Origin of the sequence: Geminicoccus sp., assembly GCF_035556675.1 — a bacterium.
Lineage (GTDB): Bacteria > Pseudomonadota > Alphaproteobacteria > Geminicoccales > Geminicoccaceae > Geminicoccus.
The window spans coordinates 1-2,571 of record NZ_DATMFZ010000330.1; the positions used below are offsets into that span (position 1 = coordinate 1).

The following is a 2,571-nucleotide window of genomic DNA, read 5'->3' on the forward strand; positions in this document are numbered from 1 at the left end:
AGCAGGATCTTTCCGGCAATGTCTGCGTGGCCGGCGACCGGCTGATGCGCCAGGGCCCCGGCGGCGCCCCGGTGCCGGCCAACGATGCGGACGATGCCAGCCTGCCGCCGCCGCCGGTGGAGCGGATCGCGGCACCGGCGGTGCATGATCCGGCGGCAGCGCCGGCCGAGCGGCGCTCGCTGGCCGACCTGCTGGACGCGGCCACCGTGCTGGTGCTGGCGCGCGGCGGCCAGCGGGAGGGCAGCGGGTTCGGCACCGGCTTCTTCGTGGCCCCGGGCCTGGTGGTCACCAATCTCCACGTGGTGGGCGACCCGCCCGCCGGCGAGATCTGGGTCACCAGCAAGGCGCTCAACCGCGCCACCCGGGCCAAGTTGCTGGCGCGCTCGCCCAAGGTCGAGATCGGCGGGCCGGACTTCGCCCTGCTGGAGGTCGAGGATGGCGGCGAGCAGGCCACGCTCAGCCTGGCGTCCCCGGCCGACCGCCTGCAGAACGTGGTGGCCGCGGGCTTTCCGAAACTGGTGATGGACACCGATGCCGGCTTCATGCGGCTGCGGGCCGGCGACCGGTCGGCGGTGCCGGAGATGGCGGTCAGCCAGGGCGTGGTCACGGCGCGGCAGTCGCCCGCCGGCACGCCTCTGATCCTGCACACGGCGTCGGTCTCGGGCGGCAACAGCGGCGGGCCGCTGGTCGACCAGTGCGGCCGCGTGGTCGGCATGAACACGTTCGTCCGCACCGAGCGTGAGCAGGTCGCGCAGATGAGCTACGCGCTCGCCTCCGAGGCGCTGGCGACCTTCCTGGCCGAGGCGGGCGTCGAGGTGGCGGTCGCCTCCGACCTGTGCCGGCCGTACCGGCTGGAGGGCCAGCCATGAACCGGCAGTTCGTCTGCGAGACGACGTTCGCCGGCCTGCGCCCGCTCGGCATCGGCGGGCGGCGCATCCAGGAATCCTGGCACGAGATCGACGCGGCACTGCGCAGCAATCTGGGCGATCCTTATGCCCGGCTGTTCGCGGAGCCCGTACCGGGCGAGGGGACGACCAGCTGGTTCGCCCAGCCCGAGGGCGAGGTGGTAGGCTATCGCGGCCTGGACGACGCGGCCAAGCGGGCGCTGATCCGGACGGTGGAGGCGCGGCTCGCGGCGATGCGGGCGAAGGTGGCCGAGTTCAAGGCGTCCGGCCGGCCCGCCCAGCGGCGCCTGGGCGAGACGCTGGACCGGTTGATGTCGTTCCCGGGCCCGCTCGCCGACCGCGAGATCCTGTTCGCCATCCGCACCGCCTCGGGCGACGAGCCGGTGCTGGTGAACTGGGGAACCCGCGACGACGTGCCCGACCCGCCACTGGCGGCGCTCGAGGACTTCCTGCGCGGCGAGGCACTGCGCCTGCACCTGCCCCAGCCGCCGGCAGAAACGGCGTCCGGCAGCCTGGCCCCGGACGACGCGGCTGTGGACGAGATTCCCGACAGCGTGGCGCCGGTGCCACCTGCGCTGCCGGCCGCTCCTGCGCCAGCCGACCCGCCGGAGCCGGATGACCTGCCCGGCACGGGCGACGCGGCACCGGACGAGCCGGACCGGCCGCTCTCTGCCGAACCGTACATCGAGCCATACGCGGGGCCGCGGGAGGAGCCGCCATGGCTGCAGCCCGAACCGCGGCTCCGGCCGGAGGCGGTGCCCGACGAGCCCGGGCCCGAGGCACCGCGGCCGGAGGCGACCGCCGCACCGCCGGGCCGCGCGCGCCTGTGGCCCTGGGTGCTGCTGCTGGGTGCGCTGCTGGCCGCGATCGTGCTGGCACTCCTGCCGACCTGCGGCGTGCTGGTACCGTTCCTGGCGGCCTGCCAGGCCCCGGACACCGGCCTGGCCGAACTGCGTCGCGAGGGCGAGGATCTGGAACGGCAGCTCCATGCCCTGCAGCAGCAGGTGGCGGCACTGCCCCGCTGCGAGCCGATCCCCGGCGGCCCGGCGCCCGCTGCCGCACAGGCGCCAAGGCAATCGCGGCCGGTGGAGCCGGCAATCGGTCTTTCGCCCGAGCCGCAACCGCAAGGCAGCGAGCAGGAGCGGCGCAGCCAGATCACCCGGCTCGACCAGGCGGTGGCCGAGGCCGGCGGCACGGTCGGGCCGGTCACCGTCACCCTGCAATGGCAGGCGGCGTGCGATCTCGACCTGCGGGTCTATTGCCCGAACGGCACGATGGTCGACTTCCAGCTCGAAGGGCAGCCGCAGCAACGCTGCGGGCGGGCGAGGCTCGATGTGGATGCCAACGTGGCGGACGATGCCTTGAGCGCCAATCCGATCGAGAATGTCAGCTGGCCGGAACAGCCGCCGCCGGGCCGCTACCGGATCGAGGTGCACAATTTCAAGAGCCGCCCGCCTAATAGCGGCCCCGTGCCATTCGTGCTGCGGGTGCGCGTAGGCGAGGACGAGCGGCTGATCGAGGGAAGCATCCTTCCGGGGGAGCGCCGCTCCATGTATGAGTTCAGCATTCCATGAGACTGGCTGGATGTTGAAGAAGCTCGTTCATTTTCCGGAAGTTACCAGCCTCGTCATGAACACCGGGATCCAGTTCCTGGACTTCGGCTTGA

General features: G+C 72.9%; 2 protein-coding genes. Both read left to right on the plus strand.

The features are described from left to right. The coding region (locus VNS22_RS23400) for a serine protease (RefSeq protein WP_325736792.1) at window positions 1–869 on the plus strand (869 nt) is incomplete at its 5' end. Then, window positions 866–2,479 (plus strand): hypothetical protein, encoded by a 1,614-nt coding sequence (locus VNS22_RS23405; protein WP_325736794.1) that lies wholly within the window; start codon window positions 866–868, stop codon window positions 2,477–2,479. The genes VNS22_RS23400 and VNS22_RS23405, both read left to right, overlap by 4 nt. Window positions 2,480–2,571 lie beyond the last annotated feature (92 nt).

Bases quoted from the DNA above. Each gene is read 5' to 3' on its own strand.
- VNS22_RS23405 (WP_325736794.1), top strand. From the start codon at position 866: ATGAACCGGCAGTTCGTCTGCGAGACGACGTTCGCCGGCCTGCGCCCG.